This window comes from Streptomonospora alba (genome assembly GCF_000826685.1).
Lineage (GTDB): Bacteria > Actinomycetota > Actinomycetes > Streptosporangiales > Streptosporangiaceae > Streptomonospora > Streptomonospora alba.
In genome coordinates, this window is the sequence record NZ_JROO01000023.1 from 91,746 (window position 1) to 110,667 (window position 18,922).

Sequence of the window (18,922 nt, forward strand, 5' to 3'; positions counted from 1 at the left end):
GGAACGTGGGGGAGAGTACGGACCTACCGCGGCGGCCCGCCGCGGCGTTCGAGCACGGGGAGGGCGACCCCAATGCCGCTACCGGTCACCGCGCTGATCCCGCGGCTGCGCGAGATCTGCGGCGACGACGGAGTCATCACCGACCCCAACCGCCGCCGCACCTACGAAAGCGACGGAATCACCTACCACGCCGGCACGCCCGGGGTGGTCGTGCTGCCCACCAGCACCGAGCAGGTCGCCGCCGTGGTGCGGCTGTGCTCGGAGTCCGGCGTACCGTTCGTGCCGCGCGGCGCCGGCACCGGCCTGTCGGCGGGCGCGCTTCCCCACAGCCAGGGCGTTCTCATCGTCACCTCCCGGATGCGGCGCATCCTGGAGATCGACATCGCCAACGAGCGCGCCGTCGTCCAGCCCGGCGTGGCCAACCTCGAAGTCACCCGCGCCGCCGCCCCGCACGGCTACTACTACGCCCCCGACCCCTCCAGCCAGCAGGTCTGCTCGGTGGGCGGCAACATCGCCGAGAACTCCGGCGGCGCCCACTGCCTCAAGTACGGGTTCACCGTCAACCACGTCACGGGCCTGGAGGTCGTCACCCCGCAGGGCGAGACCGTGCGCCTGGGCGGCAAGTCCGCCGACGCGCCCGGCTACGACCTGCTCGGCGCCTTCGTCGGCTCCGAGGGCACGCTGGGCATCGCCACCGAGATCACCGTGCGGCTGCTGCGCGCACCCCAGAAGGTCCGCACCCTGCTGGCCGCATTCGAGTCCATGGACGCCGGCGGCGCCGCCGTCTCCGCCATCATCTCCGCCGGCGTGCTGCCCGCCGCCGTGGAGATGATGGACGCACTGTCCATCGAAGCCGCCGAGGCCGCGGTGGCCTGCGACTATCCGCCCGGCGCCGGCGCGGTGCTCATCGTGGAACTCGACGGCCCCGCCGCCGATGTCGACGCCCAGTTCGACCACGCCACGCAGCTGTGCCGCGACGCCGGCGCCTTCGAGATCCGCACCGCCGCCGACGCCGACGAACGCGCCCGCATCTGGAAGGGCCGCAAGTCCGCCTTCGCCGCGGTGGGCCGCATCAGCCCCGCCTACATCGTCCAGGACGGTGTCGTGCCGCGCACCGCCCTGCCCGAGGTGCTGCGCCGCATCGCCGAACTTTCAGCCGAGTCGGGCATCCGCGTCGCCAACGTCTTCCACGCCGGCGACGGCAACCTGCACCCGCTGGTGCTGTTCGACGACTCCGCGCCCGAAGCCTCGGAAAAGGCCGCCGAGGTCTCCGGAAAGATCCTGGACCTGTGCATCGAGCACGGGGGCTCCATCACCGGCGAACACGGGGTCGGCGTCGACAAGGCCTGCCAGATGCCGGAGATGTTCTCCCCCGCCGACCTGGAGACCATGGACCTGTTCCGCTCGGCCTTCGACCCCGGCGGAATCGCCAACCCCGAAAAGCTGCTGCCCACGCCGCGCCTGTGCGGCGAGCGACCCGGTGTGCGCAAGGATGTGCACCCCCTGGTCGCCGAGGGCACGGCGGAGCAGTTCTGATGCGCACCCACACGCGGTCCGGGCGCCAGGCCGCCGGGGCCGCGGCGGCAGGCGGCACCCGCGCGCGACGGGCGCCCCGGCGCCGGTGCGGTGCGGCGGCCCACGACGCGGGAGCACACCGGTGACACAGGACGAGACGACAACGACCCCTCCGGCCGAAGCCCTCAGCGCGGGCGGCGCGGTGGTACGCGAGGCCACCCCCGCCGACGCCGTCGGCGGGCGCGTCCCCCGCTACGTCGCCCGCCCGCCCGACACCGCCGCGGCTGCGGAACTGCTGGCCACCGCCCACCGCCTGGGCCTGGCCACCGTCATGCGCGGCAACGGCACCGCCTCCGACTGGGGTGCCCCGCCCAGCCGGGTCGACCTGGTGCTGGAGACCACCGCGCTGCGAAGCGTCGAGCACGCCGCCGGCGACCTCGTCGTCCAGGTCGGCGCCGGGACCCCGCTGGCCGACCTGCAGACTCGGCTGGCCGCGGCCGGGCAGCGGCTGACCCTGGACCCGCTCGTGGCCGGCGGCACGGTCGGCGGCGCCGTCGCCACCGGCCTGTCGGGACCCCGCCGCCTGCTGCACGGTCCGCTGCGCGACCTGATCATCGGCATGACCACCGTGCGCGCCGACGGCGTCACCGCCTCCTCCGGCGGCCGCGTCGTCAAGAACGTCGCGGGTTACGACCTGGGCAAGCTGCACACCGGCGCCCTGGGCACGCTGGGGCTGACCACCTCGGTCACCTTCCGGCTGCACCCCCTGCCCGAGGCGCTGCGCATTGTCAGCGCCGAAGCGCCCGACGCCGAGACGGCGCAGCGGTGGACCCACGCCGTCCTGGGCTCGGGGGCCGTACCCGCCGCCGTGGAGCTCGACTCGCACCAGGCCGGCCCGCTGACACTGAGCGTGCTGCTGGAAGGCGCCGAAGGCGGCATCGGCGCCCGTGCCCAGGCCGTGGCCGAACTCATGGACGGCGCGGCCGTCGCCGAGGGGCCGCCCGCCCGGTGGAGCACGCTGCCCGGGAACCCCGACGACACGTTGCTCAAGATCTCGACGCCGCTCGGGCAGGTCGCCCGGGCCGCGCACCTCGTGCACGAGGCCGCCCGGCAGCAGAACACCACCGCCGCCGTCAGCGGCTCGGCGGGCGCGGGCGTGCTCTTCGCCGCGCTGCCGACCGCGGCCGGAGCCGCAGCCGTCGACGCCGTGGCCCGCGGCCTGCGCACGGCCCTGGACGGCGGCGTCACCGTCGCCCGTACCGCGCCCGCTCTCGCCGACGCCGAGCTGGACCGCTGGGGCGACGTGCCCGGACTGGAACTGATGCGCGCCGTCAAGCAGCGGTTCGACCCCGACCGCCTGCTGGCCCCCGGCCGCTTCGCCGGCGGGATCTGAGGCATTGACCCGGCCACACCGCGCGGAAGGATAGGACGACGCCGTGACCGACAGCGAGACCGCCCCCGGCGCCCACGAAGGCGCCCGCTCCTTCGACGACCTGCTCGGCGACTGTGTGCACTGCGGATTCTGCCTGCCCACATGCCCCACCTACGTGCTGTGGGGCGAGGAGATGGACTCCCCGCGCGGGCGCATCCACCTGATGGGCCAGATGCGCGAGGACGACGTGCTCAGCGAGGCCGCCGTCAGCGCCTTCGACAACTGCCTGGGCTGCCTGGCCTGCGTCAGCTCCTGCCCCTCGGGGGTGGCCTACGACGCGCTGATCGAGTCCACCCGATCCACCGTCGAACAGGAGCACCGCCGCTCCCCCGCCGAGCGGCTGCTGCGGACTGCGATCTTCTCGCTGTTCCCCCACCGCAAGCGGCTGGAGCTGATGCGCGGCCCGCTGAAGGCCTACCAGGCCAGCGGGCTCGACCGGCTGGTCCGCCGCTCGGGGGTGCTGGAGCGGATCTCGCCCTCCCTGGCGACCATGGAGCGCGTCGCACCGCCGCTGAGCGGCCCCGTTCCGCAACTGCCCGAGGTCGTCCCGGCGCGCGGGCGGCGCCGAGCCGTGGTGGGCATGCTCACCGGGTGCGTCCAGGGCGCCTTCTTCCCGCAGGTCAACACCGCCACAGCACGCGTGCTGGCCAGCGAGGGCTGCGACGTGGTGATCCCCCGCGACCAGGGATGCTGCGGAGCGCTCTCCTCCCACGCCGGACGCTCCGCGGAGGCCGCCGACTTCGCCCGCGCCACCGTGTCCGTATTCGCCGACGCCGGAGTGGACGCCGTCGTGGTCAACTCGGCCGGGTGCGGCGGCACCATGAAGCACTACGGGCGGCTGCTGGAGGACGCCGGCGCCGGCGCCGAGGAGATCCGCCGCGCCGAGGAGCTGTCGCGGCGCGTGGTGGACCTGTCGGAGTACCTGGTCCGGTTGGGCCCGCAGGCGCCACGCCACCCGCTGCCGCTGAGCGCGGCCTACCACGACGCCTGCCACCTCTCGCACGGCCAAGGCGTCACCTCCCAGCCGCGCGAGCTGCTGCGTGCGATCCCGGAACTGGAGGTCGCCGACCTGCCCAACCCGGAGATCTGCTGCGGATCGGCAGGCGTCTACAACCTGCTGCGCCCCGAACCGGCCGCCGAGCTGGGCGACCGCAAGAGCGAGGACGTGCGCTCCACCGGCGCCGAACTGCTGGTGGCGGGCAATCCCGGCTGCACGCTGCAGATCGCCTCGGCCATGGAACGCTCCGGCACACCGATCTCCGTGGCCCACACCGCCCAGATCCTCGACGCCTCCATCCGCGGCCTGGACCCCGCCACGCTGCTCTCCCGCTGAACAGGGGCGGCCGACGCTCCGGGCCCAGCTTTCGGTCCGTCCCGAGGTCACGGGCACGCGCGCCCGCCCGGCGCTTCAGCGCGGTTCCTCAGCGCACTGCCCGAGCGGTTCGCGCAGGTCATCGCCGAAGCCGTGGGCCGACAGCCGCCCGCTCGCCTGTGTAGCGCCACGTGCGTGCTCCGTCACCTCGTCCTCCACGTACTGGACACCCGCGGCATCAGCACGTCGGAGGACGACCGCGCCGACATCACCGCCTGCACTCGCCCCACCACACTCGTTGCCTGGCTCCAGCGCGCAGTCACCGCCGGCTCCGCCGATACCGCCGACCGACTCATCACCTGAGAACCCGATATCGCAGACCGGGTGCGGCTACGCGCCCAGGTCCATCAGGATCTCGCCCTCGGCGACGATGACGGCGGGGCCGCGCAGGCGGGCGCCGTCTGCGTCGAGGACGACGGTGCACTCGCCGCCGGGGACGCGCACCCGCCAGGTGGCGTCCTGGCCGGGCGCGGTCGCCGCGGCCGCCACCGCCACGATGCCCGTGCCGCAGGAGCGGGTCTCGCCCGATCCGCGCTCGTTGACGCGCATCTCCAGCGTCCCGGGGGCGGCCTCGGTGAACACCTCGACGTTGGCGCCGTCGGGGAACTCCGCGGCGTCCAGCTGCGGCCGCCCGCTCAGGTCCACCTCGGCAGGGCTGCCCTCTATACGGCAGGCCAGGTGCGGGTTGCCCACGTGCACGCGGGCGCCCGTCACGGTTCCGCCGGCCAGTACCGCGCGTGCCTCGCCGCCCACCTCGGGGCGGCCCATGTCCACGGTGACCTCGCCTTCGTCCTCCAGCACGACACGGCGCGCCCCGGCCCGCGTGCCCACCGCCAGATCCTTGCCCGAGACCAGGCCCCGGTCGGCCAGGTAGCGGGCGAACACCCGCACCCCGTTGCCGCACATCTCCGCCAGACTGCCGTCGGCGTTGCGGTAGTCCATGAACCACTCGCACTCCGCGGCCGAGGCCGCCGGGCCGGTCAGCGCCTCGCCCAGGGCGGCGGTGCGCACGACGCGCAGCACCCCGTCGGCGCCGATACCGGCGCGGCGGTCGCACAGCGCAGCCACCGCGGCAGGGCGCAGGTCCAGCGCCCCGTCGGGGTCGGGGATGATCACGAAGTCGTTCTCGGTGCCGTGCCCCTTGGCGAATCGCATGGACCTCATCCTAAGGCGGTGGCGCACCCGCCCGGTGCCGCTGAGCTGCCGCGCCCTCCCGGTCATCCGGCACCGGGCGGGGACCGCGCGGCCCGCCACCGCTGCCACACTGGAACCGGGAGGCGCCGGCGCGGCCGGCGGCGCAGCGGACGGAACACGAGGAGGCACACGCGGTGGAAGGGCGGCAACACGGTGCCCGCAACCCGGTGATCGCCGTGGTCGGGGCCACCGCCGCCGGAAAGTCCGACCTCGCCGTGGAGCTGGCGCTGCGCCTGGGGGCGGCCTCCGGCGGCGCCGAGATCATCAACGCCGACTCCATGCAGCTCTACCGCGGCATGGACATCGGCACCGCCAAACTCGACCCGGGCGAGCGCCGCGGAGTGCCCCACCACCTGCTCGACATCTGGGACGTCACCCGCACGGCCAACGTCGCCGAATACCAGGAGCTGGCGCGCACCCGCATCGACGGACTGCGGCGCCGCGGTGCGGCGCCCGTCCTGGTGGGCGGATCCGGACTGTACGTGCGCGCGGCACTGGACGAGCTGGACTTCCCCGGCACCGACCCGGCCATCCGCGCCCGCCTGGAGGCCGAGCTGGACGACCGCGGCCCCGCGCCCCTGCACGCGCGGCTGGCCGAGCGCGATCCCCGCGCGGCGGAGGCCATCCTGCCCGGCAACGGCCGACGCATCGTGCGTGCGCTGGAGGTCATCGAACTGACCGGGCGGCCCTTCACCGCCACGCTGCCCGAACACACCTCGCGCTACCCCTGCGTGCAGATCGGCGTGCGCGTTCCGCGCCCCGAGCTCGACGCCCGCATCGAAGTGCGCGTGGAGCGGATGTGGCGCGCCGGACTGGTCGAGGAGGTGCGCGCCCTGCGCGAGCGCGGGCTCGCCGACGGCCGCACCGCCTCGCGGGCGCTGGGCTACGCCCAGGTGCTGCGCTACCTCGAGGGCGAGTGGGACGAGGAGCAGGCGCGCGCGGAGACCGTGCGCGCCACCCGCCGCTTCGCCCGTCGCCAGGAGTCCTGGTTCCGCCGCGACCCGCGGGTGCACTGGCTCGACCACGACGACCCCGAGCTCGTCGAACACGCGCTGGAGCTGATCCGCGCCGCCGAGGCCGCCCCGCGCACCGGCTGATCCGCCCGCCCGGCGCCGACCGGATCACACGTCCGCCGCTGCCCGCCCGAAACCGCCCGAATGCGGGTTTGCGAACACGGGTACGACCCCGCCATGACGACTGCGGTGGAGTACCCGGCGGGGGCGCCCTGCTGGATGGAGCTCTCCGTGCCCGATCTGGGCCGCGCCACGGCGTTCTACGCCGGGCTGTTCGGGTGGGCCTTCGACGACCGGCCCTACACCACGGCGCGGCTGGGCGGCCTCCGGGTCGCCGGCATCAGCCAGCGCTGGGGCACCGACGCCGACCCCGCCGCGTGGACGGTCTTCGTGGCCACGCACGACCTCGACTCGGCACTGAGCACCGTCGCGGAGGCCGGCGGGCGCCGCTGCGGTCCCCGCCAGGACATCGGCGACCTCGGCGCCATGGCTCTGGCCCGCGACCCCACCGGCGCGGAGTTCGGCCTGTGGGAGGCGGGCACGCTGCCCGGTTGCGAGGCCTCCGGGCCCGGAACACCGGTCTGGAACGAGATCGCCAGCTCCGACGTCCAGGCCACCGGCGCGTTCTTCACGCGGGTCTTCGGCTGCGAGCCCGAACGGGTGGCAGGCTTCGACTTCGTCACCCTCTACAGCGGCGGAACGCCCGTGCTGGGGGTCTACGGCGGCGACGACCGCCCCCGCCTGGGCCACGCCGCCTGGCACACCTACTTCTCGGTGCGCAGCGCCGACGCCGCGGCCGAGTACACCGCGAGCGCGGGCGGCAGCGTGGTGCGCCCGGCCTCGCACTCCCCCTACGGACGCTGGTGCCTGCTCGCCGACCCCTTCGGCGCGCGGCTGGCCGCCGTGGAGCCTGCCGAGGCCGCCTGACCGCGGCCGGCCCGGCACGGCGAGGCCGGGCTCAGCGCCACAGCGCCGCGAAATAACCCACGCCGTAGGGCGCCTCGTGCGCCAGCAGGTCACCGCACAGCCCCGCCCCCTTGGCCGCGCCCGCCAGTACCTGCCACGCCGCCCGGCCCCCGCACATGAGCTCCTCCGCCAGGGCGGGTTCCACCCGCTCCAGCGCCGCCGTGTCCGCCCCGGCCAGCGCTCGGGCGACCGCGGCGTCGAATTCGGGGGCGCGCTCGTCGGCGGTGCCCGGCGCGTACTCGCCGTTGCGGGCGCTGCCGTCGCCCATGACCAGCAGCGCCACCCGGTCGGCGGCCGCGGCGAGGTCGGCGCCGCGCTCAGCGCACTCCCGCGGCGCGGCCGCGGCCGCCACCTCCACGTACCGGTCCGGGCGCAGGCCGACCCGCTCGCACAGCCACCGCCCCACCGTCAGCGGCAGCGGGAGAACCGGAGGGCCCTCCCCCACTCGAAGGGGCACACCGTAGGCCTCCAGGCCGCCGGCGGCGTCGGGCCCGTGCACCCGGTCGGCGCCTCCGCACCCCACGACCGCGACGGTGTCGGCACCGGACGCCGCCAGCCCGTCCACGGCCCTCTCGCAGGCCGCCCGCAGGCCGGCGAGCTCGCCGGCGGCGCCCTGAGCGACCTGCGGAACGAGCAGTGGCGAAGGAGGGCACACGGCCGCGGCGATCAGCACACGCGCGAGGCTACCGGCCGCCGGGCCCGGGTCTTTGCGGATTCCTTGCGGCGGGCGTCCTTGTGCGCCGCAGCTGCGGTGCCTACGGTAAGAGCATGACCGTGTGACCGGATTTCAATTGTGGTCACACGGTCAGGCCCAGGCGTACACGAGATCAGGAGCAGGACGACGTGCCCCAGCCCGACCGGACCGCGACCGGCCCGCAGGCCACCGACGCCGAACGCGACGCGCGCGCCGAGCGCATCCTCGACGCCGCGGCCGAACTACTCGTCTCCTGGGGGTACCGCCGTGTCACCGTCGAGGACGTCGCCAAGCGCGCCGACGTCGGCAAAGGCACCGTCTACCTGCACTTCCACACCAAGGAACTGCTGTTCCTGACGGTGCTGATGCGCGCCCAGGCGGCCATGCTGGAACGGCTCATCCACGCCTTCCGCGCCGATCCCCAGCAGATCCGGCCCAGCGCGCTCGCGCGCACCAACTACCTCATGGTCGCCGAGGACCCCATCGCCCGCGCCATGCTCCTCGGCGACAGCGAAACCCTCGGATCGCTGATCACCAGCGGCGTCCGGGAACTCGGCGAGTTCATGCAGGTCCGGATCGCCGTGATGACCGAGTACTTCCGCACGCTGCACGAACACGGCCTCCTGCAGCCCGACACGCCGCCGGACCTGCAGATGCAGGCCTACTTCCGCGTGTTCTTCGGCTACATCGCCTCCGAACCCGCCACCGAGGCCGTGCGCAGGGTCACCGGAGACCACACCGGGACCGACGCCGAAATGATCGCCCACATCGTCCGCGCCTCCCTGGAGGCCCCCGGAGACGACCCCGCTCCCGCCCGCGCTGCCGCACCCGCCGTCGTCGACCAGTTCGAACGCCTGCTCACCCGTGTACGGGAAGAGATCGCCAAGCAGAAGCGGACCTGACACCCCGAGGAGGGCCCAGCCATGAGCACATCCACCGGCCCCGACCCGGCCGCCGCCACCGGCCGCGACGACGTCCAGCTGACCGACCCCGAACTCATCGCCGACCCCTACACCGGGTTCGGCCGGCTCCGCGAGACCGCGCCCGTGGCCCGCGCCCGAAACCTCGACGGCTCGCCCATGTGGGTCGTCACGCGCCACGACGAGGTCCGCGCCGTCCTCGACGACCCCCGCTTCGCCAACAACCCGCTCTCCGTACCGGGCATCGACTCCGACAAGCGCGCCGAGCTGCTCGTCAACATGGGCCTGTCCGAGGAGTACGTGCCCTACATCGCCGACACCGTCCTGGACACCGACCCGCCCGACCACACCCGCCTGCGCAAACTGGTCTCGCGCGCCTTCACCGTGCGCCGCGTCAGCGGACTGCGGCCCCGCGTCGAGCAGATCACCGCCGACCTGCTCGACGCCCTGCCCGACCACGCCGGCGACGACGGCTCCGTCGACCTCATCGAGCACTTCGCCTACCCGCTGCCCATCACCGTGATCTGCGAGATGGTCGGCGTCCCCGAGGCGGACCGGCCGCTGTGGCGGCGCTGGGGAGCCGAACTGGTCCAGATGCAGGCGCCCGACCGGATGCGCAGCGCGCTCGTGGAGATGGTCGAGCACATCCGCGGCATGATCGCGCAGCGGCGCGAGACTCCCGGCGACGACCTGCTCGACGCCCTCATCGCGGTCCGCGAGGAGGACGGCGACCGGCTGACCGAGAAAGAGCTCATCACGATGGTGCTCACTCTGGTGATCGCCGGCCACGAGACCACCGCCAACCTCATCGGCAACGGCACCGCCGCCCTGCTCACCCACCCCGGCCAGCTTGAACGGCTGCGCCGGGACCCCGAACTCGCGCCGCGCGCCGTGCACGAGCTGATGCGCTGGTGCGGCCCCATCCTCGGCACCCGGCCGCGCTGGGCCACCGAGGACATCGACCTCGGCGGGCAGCGCATCCCTCAGGGCGAGCCGGTCATGGCCATGATCGTCGGCGCCAACCGCGACCCCGAGCGCTTCGACGACCCCGACCGGCTCGACATCACCCGCACCTACGAGACCCGCGGCGAGCAGCACACCGGCTTCGGCCACGGCATGCACTACTGCCTGGGCGCCGCCTTGGCCCGCCAGGAAGGCGAGGTGGCCTTCACCCGGCTCTTCGAGCGCTACCCCGGTCTGAGCCTGGCCGCGGCCGGGGACGAGCTGGAGTGGATCCCGCGGCCGGGCCTGCGGGCGCTGCGCCGGCTGCCGCTGCGACTGGGCAGAGACTGACGCGGCGCCGCGCGAGGTACGGCAGGGGCCGCCGCCGGTGCGGCGGCGGCCCGGCGTACCGGCTCAACCGATCCCGCAGCCCCCGGATGCGGCCGGTTGGGGCTCAGCCGGCGCGCCGACGGTGGGCATGCCCAGCAGTACGCCCGGCTGCTCCGGTTCGCGGCCGTTGCGCGCCGCCCAGGCGTCGCCCGCCCGCGTGGGGCGCACCGCACGCACTCCGGAGTCGGCCACGAGGTGGTGCGGCGCACCGTAGGTGACCTCGACCGTGGCGAAGTCGCCCGGGCGCAGCCGCTCGGCCGTGTCGTCGTCGACGGCGAAGTGCACCAGCCGGTTGTCGGGGGCGCGCCCCGACAACCGGCGCCGCTCGCCGTTCTTGCGGCCCTCGCCCTCGGACACCAGCAACTCGAGTTCGCTGCCGACCAGCCTGCGGTTCTCCTCGGCGGAGATCTCCTCCTGCAGGTGCACCAGGCGCTCGTAGCGCTCCTGGACGACCTCCTTGGGCAGGTGGCCCTCCATCTCTGCGGCCGGGGTGCCCGGCCGCTTGGAGTACTGGAAGGTGAACGCGCTGGCGAAGCGGGCTTCGCGCACCACGTGCAGGGTCTCCTCGAAGTCCTCCTCGGTCTCGCCGGGGAAGCCCACGATGATGTCGGTGCTGATCGCGGCCTCGGGCATGGCCTCGCGCACCTTGCCCACGATGCTCAGGAAGCGCTCCTGGCGGTAGGAGCGCCGCATCGCCTTGAGCACGCGGCTGGAACCCGACTGCAGCGGCATGTGCAGCTGCGGCATCACGTTGGGGGTCTCGGCCATGGCCTCGATGACGTCGTCGGTGAAGTCGCGCGGGTGCGGCGAGGTGAACCGCACACGCTCCAATCCCTCGACCTCGCCGCAGGCCCGCAGCAGCTTGGAGAACGCCTGCCGGTCGCCGAACTCGCTGCCGTAGGCGTTGACGTTCTGCCCCAGCAGGGTCACCTCGGCCACGCCCTCGTCGACCAGGGCCCGCACCTCGGCCAGCACGTCGCCGGGGCGGCGGTCCTTCTCCGTGCCGCGCAGCGAAGGCACGATGCAGAACGTGCAGGTGTTGTTGCAGCCCACCGAGACCGACACCCACGCGGCATAGGCCGACTCGCGGCGGCTGGGCAGGGTGGAGGGGAAGGTCTCCAGCGACTCCTCGATCTCGACCTGCGCCTCGCGCTGCACCCGGGCGCGCTCCAGCAGCACGGGCAGCGAGCCGATGTTGTGCGTGCCGAAGACCACGTCCACCCACGGAGCGCGGCGCACGATCTCGCCGCGGTCCTTCTGCGCCAGGCACCCGCCCACCGCGATCTGCATACCCGGGTGGGCGTCCTTGGCCGGGCGCAGGTGCCCGAGGTTGCCGTAGAGGCGGTTGTCGGCGTTCTCCCGGACCGCGCAGGTGTTGAACACGACGACGTCGGCGGTGGTGTCCTCGGCTGCGCGTTCGTAGCCCGCGTCCTCCAGCAGGCCGGAGAGGCGCTCGGAGTCGTGGACGTTCATCTGGCAGCCGTAGGTCCGCACTTGGTAGGTACGACTCTGGCTCACGCACCCCAGGCTAGTGCCTGTGCGGGCTCCTACCGACCCGCCCGCCGAAGCGCAGTGAGGCCGGCCCGCGCGCGTGCGCGGACCGGCCCCGGTCCCGCGCCCCCGAACCGGCGTGAGGCCCAAGCGGGGCGACGGCCGCCGCCCCGCCGTGGACGGGGCGGCCCCGGCTGTCAGGGCACCGCGGGGACCTCGCGGGTGTCGGAGGGGGCTCCGCGGCCCGTCCAGTACTGCCAGCCCACCACGGCCGCGGCGACCAGCAAACCCGCCACATCGCTCTCCCAGCCCGCGTTCACCATCGCGAGCCCGGCCGCGCCGACCACCAGGCGCAGCGACCAGTGCAGCCCGGTGCGCACGTAGCCCACCACGGCGATGCCCACCAGCCACACACCCAGCAGCGCGGTGGCCACCACGCCGATACCCGACAGCCACGTCACGTCCTGCAGCAGCAACTGCGGCGAGAACACGAACATGTAGGGCACCAGGAACCCGGAGACCGCGATACGCACCGCGTTCACGCCCGTCATGATCGGATTGCCGCCCGAGATGCCCGAGGCCGCATAGGCCGCCAGGCACACCGGCGGCGTGATGTCGGCCATGACGCCGAAGTAGTACACGAACATGTGCGCCATCAGCAGCACCGCGACCGTGTTCTGAGCCGCGTCCGGCTCCAGGATCGCCATGATCGCCGGAGCCGCCAGCGTGGCGGTGATGACGTAGTTGGCCGTGGTCGGCACCCCGATGCCCAGAATCAGGCACGCCACCATCGTCAGCACCAGCGTGCACAGCAGCAGCGTCGTGTTCGGAGCCATCAGGTCGAAGGTGACCACCTGCAGCGCCGGAGCCAGCACGGACTCGGCCACGCCCACCAGGCCGTCGCTGAGCTTCTGGCCCAGCCCCGTCAGCGTGATCACGCCGGCGATCATGCCCGCCGCCGCGCACGCCACGATGATCGGCAGAGCCACCCGCGCCGCGTCCACCAGGCCGTCCAGCAGGCTCCACAGCGTGAGCCGGTCCTCCATGCCGTGCCAGCGCCGCAGCGCGAACATCACGATCTGCGTGAGCAGGTTGACCGCCACCGTCAGCCCGATCGCGCCCATCGCCGAGAAGATCGGCGAATAGCCCATCGACAGCAGCGTGAACAGCCCGATGATGGGCACCAGCAGGTACCCCCGGGTGGCCATCAGCAGACGCACGTTCGGCAGCACACCGCGCGGCATCCCGCGGATGCCCAGCCGCTTGGCGTCGTAGTGCACCACCACGAACTGCGCGACGAAGAACAGCACCGCCGGGATGATCGCCGCCTGCAGGATCTGCAGGTAGGGGATGCCGGTGAACTCGATCATGATGAACGCCGCGGCACCCATGATCGGCGGCGCGATCTGCCCGCCGGTCGAGGAGGCCGCCTCCACCGCGCCCGCGTAGTTGGCCGGATAGCCCGACCGCTTCATCATCGGGATCGTGAAGGCGCCGTTGCTGACGGTGTTGGCCACCGAGCTTCCGGTGATCGTGCCCGAGAACGCGCTGGTGACGATGCCGACCTTGGCCGTGCCGCCCGTAGCGCCGCCGGTCAGCCCCAGCGCCAGGTCGGTGAAGAACCGCTCCATGCCCGTGCGCGTCAGCATCGCCGCGAAGATCAAGAACAGGAAGATGAACGTCGAGGAGATCCCCAGCGGGGTGCCGAACACCCCCTCGGTGCCCACGAACAGCTCGACCACGATCCGGTCGATGGTGTAGCCCGAGTGGTGCAGGAAGCCCGGCAGCCACCGCCCGTAGAACGCGTAGGCCACCATCAGCCCCGACAGCACCACCAGCGCCGGGCCCAGCGTCCGCTGCGCCGCCACCAGCACCAGCAGGATCCCCACCGTGCCCACCGCTACCTGGGCGGGGTCGATGATGCCCTGGGTGCTGACGACGTCCTCGTAGTTCACGAACAGGTACAGCCCCGAACCCGCGCCCAGCACCGCCAGCACGACATCGGCCGCCGGGATGCCCAGCGGCCGCAGCGGCACATAGCGCGCCGCCTGCACCAGAGCCAGCACCGCGACCGCGGGGGCCAGCACGTACCACTCGGCGATGCCCTCGACGATCGTGTAGACGATGATGCCGATCCCGCCGGCCGCCAGCGACAAGCCGTACCACCGCTGCGGGCGGGTCTCCTGGCGCGTGCTCGGGTAGAGCAGGAACACCATCCCCAGCCCCAGCGCCAGGTGGAACGAGCGCTGCTGCAGGCCCGGGAGGGTGCCGAAGTAGCCGGTGTAGAGGTGGAACAGGCTCAGCGCGAGCCCTACACCGAACACCACCCAGCGCCACAGCGGGCGCAGGTCGCGCCGTGTCCCCGCCGTCTCGGCGGCGACGTTGTACTGCTCGAGCTCGGCGACCTCCTTCTGCGCCTCGATGTCGCCGAAGTCGGCGCCCTCGCCCGGCGGCGCGGCCGGCCGCGAGTCGCTCGTCATCGCCCATCCCCTTCTTCGTCGATCAGGCGGCGCTCCCCGTCAGTGCGCGCCGCCGGCGTCAGGGCCAGGCCCTCGGCCCGCCCCGGACGCTCAACTCCACCCGTGTGCCGTAGTCGGCCACGTCCAGCAGGCGCACCCGCTCACCGCCCGGCAGCAGGAGCACCTGGCCCGAGCGGGAACTGTTGACCATCAACTGGACGTCGCCCAGCGGCCGCCCGTGGTGCAGCACCCGGTAGCCGTCGCGCTCGCGCAGGAACGTGGTGGTCGTCGAGCCGATGTGCTCGGGACCCGCCGGCAGGTTCGCCCCGAAGGTGTCGAACCGCATCTCCTGCATGAGCAGCCCGCCCGTGGCGCTGATCGAGAACTCCTCCTCGACCGGGCGCTTGCTCACCGAATGGGTGTAGCGCAGCGTCACACGCTCACCGGCGGCCACCGGGACCGACAGCACCACGCGGCCGCTGCCGGCGTCGGCGGCCACGAAGCGCAGCCGGCGTCCACCCGGCTGCGCCGCGGCTGCGAGCCCGCCCAGCAGGCCCACAGCGAGTAACCCGCCGCCCGCGCGAAGGGCGCGGCGGCGCGCGAGCACCGGCCCGCGCGCCTCCGCCGTCTGCTCCTCGGGCGGCCGGGCGCCGCTACTCGAGGGCGCCCTCCTCCTCGTAATAGCGGCGCGCACCCGGGTGGAAGTCGATGGGCCCGCTGCCGTCGGTCGCGGTCTCCAGCTTGACCTGGCTGCCGACGTCGTGCCCGATCTCGTCGGCACGCTCGTACATCTCCTTCACCAGGTTGTACGCCGTGTCCTCGTCCAGCTCCGACGTGCCGTAGAGCGTCGCCCAGTTGGTGACGGTCTCGGCCGGCTCGTCCTGGCCGTTGTAGGTGCCCGCATCGATCGTCAGCGGGCTGTAGCTGGGGTTGTCGGTGGTGAGCTGGTCCAGGCCGTCGCCGGTGATGTCGACCAACCGGACGTCGGTGCTGGTGGCCACCTGCTCGATGCTGCCCGCGGGCAGCGCCAGGATCGCGAAGGCCGCGTCGGTCTGGCCGTCGCTGAGCTTGGAAGCGGCGTCCTCGAACGTGCTGTTGAAGGTCTCGACGTCGTCCGTGCTCATCCCGTAGGCCTCGAGGACGGCCTGAGCCGCCACCGCGGTACCGCTACCGGGCGGGCCGATGTCCACCCGCTTGCCCTCGAGGTCCTCGATCGTCTCGATCCCCGACTCCTCGGTGGCCACGATCTGCAGCACCTCGGGGTAGACGTTGCCCAGCGTGCGCACCTCGCCGGGGTTGGACAGCGGCTCGTCCTCGAAGTCCGCGCTGCCCTCGACCGCGTTGGCCGCCACCCCGTTGATCGCCATGACCAACTCGTTCTCGCCCTGGTCGAGCAGGCGCATGTTCTCCACCGACGCACCGCTGGACTGGGTGCTGACGTTGACGCCCTCGATGTTGTCCGACCAGATCTTGGCGATCTCACTGCCGAGGGGATAGTAGGTCCCCCCTGTACTCCCCGTGGCCATGGTGAACTCCCCGCCGGCACCGCCGGCGCCGGAGTCGCCGACACCGCAGCCCGCGAGCGCGATGACCCCTGCGGCGGCAGCCGCGGTGGCGCCCGCCAGTCGCCCGGTCCGAAGTCTCGTCCTCATTGCGCGAGTCCTCCTTGAAGAGTGCGCTGCGGCGGTGCTGTAGCACCGGCGCGAGCCTCTGAAGTGTCTAGTCCGGTTACCGGCCTTGAACATTGGCCCGGACTATAGACAGCGTGCAGATACACAGTCGCTTTCGGCCGGTTACAACTAGGGAACGAATGGGCTGCCCGGCGAACCGAGCCCGCCCGTTGTGCGACACCGCACACGCGCGGGCGGTGAGCCGCTCAAGGTGTGCCGCTTCTACTGCGCTACTGGCCATATACCACTAAGGTCGACATGTCATCCACAGGCAGACCACCGAGTGCGAAGTGTCCACATGACCGACCGCGTGACGGCCCCCTACGGCGCCTGGCCATCGCCGATCGCAGCCAGTGACGTCGCCCGAGGAGAGCGGCGGATGGCCCATCCCAGCGTCGTCGGCGACGAGATCTGGTGGGAGGAGTCCCGTCCCGAGGAGGACGGGCGCACCACCGTGATGCACCGCGGCGCCGACGGCGCCCTGACCGAACTGCTCGGCCCCCAATGGGACGCGGGCACCCGTGTGCACGAGTACGGCGGATGCTCCTACCTGCCCGTACCCGGCCGCGACGGCCAGGACGCCACCCGCCACGGCATCGTGTTCTCCAACCGCGGCGACCAGCGCCTCTACCTGCTGGAGAAGGACGCCGCCGCGCCGGTGCCCCTCACCCCCGAGCCCGAGCACCCCGGCGCCCTGCGCTACGCCGACCTCGCCCTCGGCCCCGACGGCCAGAGCATCGTCTGCGTCCGGGAAAGCCACCCCGCCCCCGGCGAGGCGACACAGAACCCCGACGACCGCCGGCCCGTCCGCTCGATCGTCTCCCTCCCGCTTACCGGCCGCGCCGCCGACGACCCCGCCGCAGTGGCCGAACTGGTCTCCGGCGCCGACTTCTACGCCTCCCCCGTCCCCGCACCCGACGGACGCCACCTGGCCTGGATCTGCTGGAACCACCCCCGCATGCCCTGGGACGGCACCGAGCTGCGCGTGGGCTCGCTCGACGCCGCAGCCGGCGCCGTGACCGACGCCTACACGCTCAAAGGCGGCGTGTCCGAGTCCGTGCTCTCGCCCACCTGGCGCGACGAGAGCACGATCCTCTTCCTCACCGACTGGTCGGGCTGGTGGAACCTCTACGAAATCGGACTCACCGGACCGGCCATCGCGCTCTACCCCGCCGAGGAGGAGTTCACCCACGGCTTCTTCCTGGGCCTGCGGCCCTACCGGCGCCTCGACGACGGCCACCTGGTCGCCCTGCACGGCCACACCGACCTCACCCCCGGCGTCTACGACCCCGCCACCGCGGAATTCACCCCGCTCGACACGGGACTGGACACCTGGTTCACCCTCGCCAGCGACGGCGCCACCGTCGTCGGCCTGGCCGCGGGCCACCGCACCCCCCAGAGCCTGGTCCGACTCGACGTCGGCACCGGCCGCACCGAGGTGCTGCGGCGCTCCCGCGACGACCTGCCCGGCGCCGACCACCTGCCCGCCCCGCGCCACACCACCGTCAGCGGCCGCTACGGCGGCACCGTCCACGCCACCGTGTACGCGCCCGCCAACCCCGACGCGGCAGCCGAAGGCCCCGCCCCCTACGTCGTATGGGTGCACGGCGGCCCCGTCGGCAAGGCGATGGGCGCCCTCGACCTCGCCAAGGCCTACTTCACCAGCCGCGGAATCGGCGTCGTCGACGTCAACCACGGCGGCTCCCTCGGATTCGGACGCGCCTACCGCGAACGGCTGCAGGGCCAATGGGGCGTCGTCGACGTGGAGGACGCCACCGCCGTCGCCCGCGCCCTGGTCGAGGAGGGCACCGCCGACCCCGAGCGGCTGGCCGTGCGCGGCGGCAGCGCCGGAGGCCTGACCACCCTGCTCGCACTGTGCGGCGACACCTTCGCCTGCGGGACCTCCTCCTGGGGCGTGACCGACCTGCTGCGACTCGCCGCCGAGACCCACGATTTCGAGTCGCGCTACCTGGACGGGCTCGTGGGCCCGCTTCCCGGCTACGCCGCCGCCTACCGCGAGCGCTCCCCCATCAACCGCGTCGAGGACCTCGCGGTGCCCGTGCTGATCCTGCAAGGCACCGACGACCCCGTCGTCCCGCCCAGCCAGGCCCGCGCACTGGCGGCGAGCCTGGCCGAACGCTCGATCCGACACGCGCTGCTGGAGTTCGAGGGCGAGGGGCACGGCCTGCGCTCGCCCGACAACCAGCAGCGCGCCCTGGAAGCCGAGTTGGCCTTCTACGGCGAGGTGTTCGGCTTCACCCCGCCCGACGTGGAACCGATCGCGCTGGTCACCGAATACACGGGCGAAAACGCCGGGACCGAGGCCGGCGAGGAGCAGCGGGTACCGGAGGCCTCCGACGCCGCCGAGTCCGAAGAGGCCCCGGAGCCCGGCGAACCCGGCGGGAGGTCCGAGACCGACCTGGTCGCCGAACCGCTGCCGCCGCTGGACGGGCACGGCGCGGCCGAAGGCGAGCGGGCCGAGGAGCAGCAGACCCGCCGCGCATGACCCGGCTTGCCGCCCCGGCCCCGGCGCCCCGGGGCCGGGGCGGCCGATCCACCGCCGCACCCCTGACCGCATCCGGCCACACGGGCCGACGCGCAGGCCGAACAACCCAAACCAGATCCACTGACCCCGAAGCCAGCGCCCAAACACCCGAGAACGCCCGATCCCCATCATCGCCGGACACCGGTACGGCCCCGCCCCGCCAGGCCCCCGGTCTCACGGAAAACGCTGTCAACCCCGGAACCACCACGCGCCGACACCGCCACACCCGAGATCTTGTGGGCGCTGCCGCCCGGCCGTAATCTCACCTTTGCCGCCGCCTCGCCGGCGCACGGCGGCACGGATTACGCGGTACCGGCCC

At 73.2% G+C, this 18,922-nt stretch carries 15 protein-coding genes; 9 read left to right on the plus strand and 6 right to left on the minus strand.

Going from position 1 to position 18,922, the window contains the following annotated elements:
- Positions 1-72 precede the first annotated feature (72 nt).
- The 4 genes from LP52_RS12765 (at position 73) to LP52_RS27265 (ending at position 4,622) form a co-directional block, all read left to right on the plus strand.
- Positions 73-1,536 (plus strand): FAD-linked oxidase C-terminal domain-containing protein, encoded by a 1,464-nt coding sequence (locus tag LP52_RS12765; RefSeq protein ID WP_040273552.1) that lies wholly within the window; start codon positions 73-75, stop codon positions 1,534-1,536.
- A 121-nt stretch (positions 1,537-1,657) separates the two neighbouring features.
- Positions 1,658-2,908 carry an FAD-binding oxidoreductase gene (locus tag LP52_RS12770; protein WP_052809781.1) on the plus strand — a complete coding sequence of 417 codons (1,251 nt, stop codon included), beginning with the start codon at positions 1,658-1,660 and terminating at the stop codon, positions 2,906-2,908.
- Positions 2,909-2,951: 43 nt separating this feature from the next.
- The gene (locus tag LP52_RS12775) at positions 2,952-4,280 is read left to right on the plus strand and encodes a (Fe-S)-binding protein (RefSeq protein ID WP_040273554.1); all 1,329 of its coding nucleotides are present in this window, start codon (positions 2,952-2,954) and stop codon (positions 4,278-4,280) included.
- Positions 4,281-4,454: 174 nt separating this feature from the next.
- Entirely contained in the window at positions 4,455-4,622 is a 168-nt protein-coding gene (locus LP52_RS27265; RefSeq protein ID WP_157036311.1) for a hypothetical protein, read from the plus strand.
- Between the two features lie 27 nt (positions 4,623-4,649).
- Here LP52_RS27265 and dapF read toward each other — a convergent pair whose 3' ends face one another.
- On the minus strand, positions 4,650-5,474 hold the full coding sequence (gene dapF / locus LP52_RS12780; RefSeq protein ID WP_040273556.1) for a diaminopimelate epimerase: 825 nt from the start codon (positions 5,472-5,474) through the stop codon (positions 4,650-4,652).
- Between the two features lie 206 nt (positions 5,475-5,680).
- Here dapF and miaA point away from each other — a divergent pair, with 206 nt between their 5' ends.
- Together miaA and LP52_RS12790 are read left to right on the plus strand one after the other, a co-directional pair.
- Complete coding sequence (gene miaA / locus LP52_RS12785; RefSeq protein ID WP_040273599.1) at positions 5,681-6,610, plus strand: tRNA (adenosine(37)-N6)-dimethylallyltransferase MiaA; 930 nt, start codon at positions 5,681-5,683, stop codon at positions 6,608-6,610.
- Between the two features lie 93 nt (positions 6,611-6,703).
- Positions 6,704-7,453, plus strand: a complete 750-nt coding sequence (locus LP52_RS12790) for a VOC family protein (RefSeq protein ID WP_040273558.1) — start codon at positions 6,704-6,706, stop codon at positions 7,451-7,453.
- Between the two features lie 31 nt (positions 7,454-7,484).
- Here the strand turns inward: LP52_RS12790 and LP52_RS12795 are convergent, their stop codons facing one another.
- Complete coding sequence (locus tag LP52_RS12795) at positions 7,485-8,165, minus strand: class III extradiol ring-cleavage dioxygenase family protein (protein ID WP_040273561.1); 681 nt, start codon at positions 8,163-8,165, stop codon at positions 7,485-7,487.
- Between the two features lie 170 nt (positions 8,166-8,335).
- Between LP52_RS12795 and LP52_RS12800 the strand changes: the two genes are divergently transcribed.
- Positions 8,336-9,088, plus strand: coding sequence for a TetR/AcrR family transcriptional regulator (locus tag LP52_RS12800; protein WP_040273562.1), 753 nt, complete (start codon positions 8,336-8,338; stop codon positions 9,086-9,088).
- A gap of 21 nt (positions 9,089-9,109) precedes the next feature.
- On the plus strand, positions 9,110-10,399 hold the full coding sequence (locus LP52_RS12805; protein ID WP_052809783.1) for a cytochrome P450 family protein: 1,290 nt from the start codon (positions 9,110-9,112) through the stop codon (positions 10,397-10,399).
- Between the two features lie 63 nt (positions 10,400-10,462).
- On the opposite strand, the gene miaB is transcribed toward LP52_RS12805, so the two are convergent.
- From miaB to LP52_RS12825, 4 genes are all read right to left on the minus strand, one after another.
- Positions 10,463-11,932, minus strand: a complete 1,470-nt coding sequence (miaB, locus tag LP52_RS12810) for a tRNA (N6-isopentenyl adenosine(37)-C2)-methylthiotransferase MiaB (protein ID WP_274518810.1) — start codon at positions 11,930-11,932, stop codon at positions 10,463-10,465.
- A gap of 194 nt (positions 11,933-12,126) precedes the next feature.
- Positions 12,127-14,409 (minus strand): TRAP transporter permease, encoded by a 2,283-nt coding sequence (locus LP52_RS12815; RefSeq protein ID WP_052809784.1) that lies wholly within the window; start codon positions 14,407-14,409, stop codon positions 12,127-12,129.
- Positions 14,410-14,467: 58 nt separating this feature from the next.
- Positions 14,468-14,995, minus strand: coding sequence for a DUF1850 domain-containing protein (locus LP52_RS12820; protein ID WP_238580892.1), 528 nt, complete (start codon positions 14,993-14,995; stop codon positions 14,468-14,470).
- Positions 14,996-15,041: 46 nt separating this feature from the next.
- Complete coding sequence (locus LP52_RS12825) at positions 15,042-16,040, minus strand: TAXI family TRAP transporter solute-binding subunit (RefSeq protein WP_052809785.1); 999 nt, start codon at positions 16,038-16,040, stop codon at positions 15,042-15,044.
- A 316-nt stretch (positions 16,041-16,356) separates the two neighbouring features.
- Between LP52_RS12825 and LP52_RS12830 the strand changes: the two genes are divergently transcribed.
- Complete coding sequence (locus LP52_RS12830) at positions 16,357-18,564, plus strand: S9 family peptidase (protein WP_084723154.1); 2,208 nt, start codon at positions 16,357-16,359, stop codon at positions 18,562-18,564.
- Positions 18,565-18,922: the final 358 nt, after the last annotated feature.